Origin of the sequence: Streptomyces sp. DH12 (assembly GCF_020873895.1) — a bacterium.
GTDB lineage: Bacteria > Actinomycetota > Actinomycetes > Streptomycetales > Streptomycetaceae > Streptomyces.
Window position 1 is genome coordinate 1 of the sequence record NZ_JAHWGT010000384.1, and the last position, 649, is coordinate 649.

The window sequence follows — 649 nt, forward strand, 5'->3', positions numbered from 1 at the left end:
GCTCTTCCCCGACCCGGCCCCGGGGAGCTGGCGCTGGCCGGTCGCCGCCCGCGTCGAACCGCGCTCCCCCGGCGCGGCGGAGCGCGTGCTGAGGGTGCTGCTGTGGGTGCGGCGGCACGGCACCCCTCCGTGGATCTACGGGGAGCCCCTGGCCACCGAGGTCGCCACGCTCTCCCTGCCCGCCCTGCGCCTGGAGTCGGTGACCACGGTGCTGGACGAGCGGCGGACCGGCGACCTCTCCCGCCGCGTCCTGTTCGGCACCACGCTGGTCGCGGAGGACGGCTGGACGTACGTGTACGGCGGTGACGACGGGCGCCCCGCGTCCCGCCCGGCCTCGCACGCCTATGTGGCCCGGGCGCCCGAGGGAGGTCTCGGCGACCCGGCCGCCTGGGAGTACTGGGACGGCTCGGGCTGGCGGTCGCGCGCGCGTCCGGCGCCGGTGCTGGGCGACGGACGGCGCACGGGGGTGGGCAGCGCCTTCACGGTGACGCGCGACGCCCGGACGTATGTGCTGTTCACCATGGCGGCGGGGGCGGAGGGGCTGGCCACGGTGACGGCGTACTGGGCGTGCTCCCCGGCCGGGCCGTGGCACGGTCCGGCGGGCGCGTTCACCCCCGCGCTGCCCGCGCCGGGCACCGCTGCCTACAAC

General features: G+C 78.1%; 1 protein-coding gene. It reads left to right on the plus strand.

Annotated elements, in window-relative coordinates; genetic code table 11:
- The coding region (locus LPA54_RS34705) for a DUF4185 domain-containing protein (RefSeq protein WP_228984608.1) at window positions 1–649 on the plus strand (649 nt) is incomplete at both ends.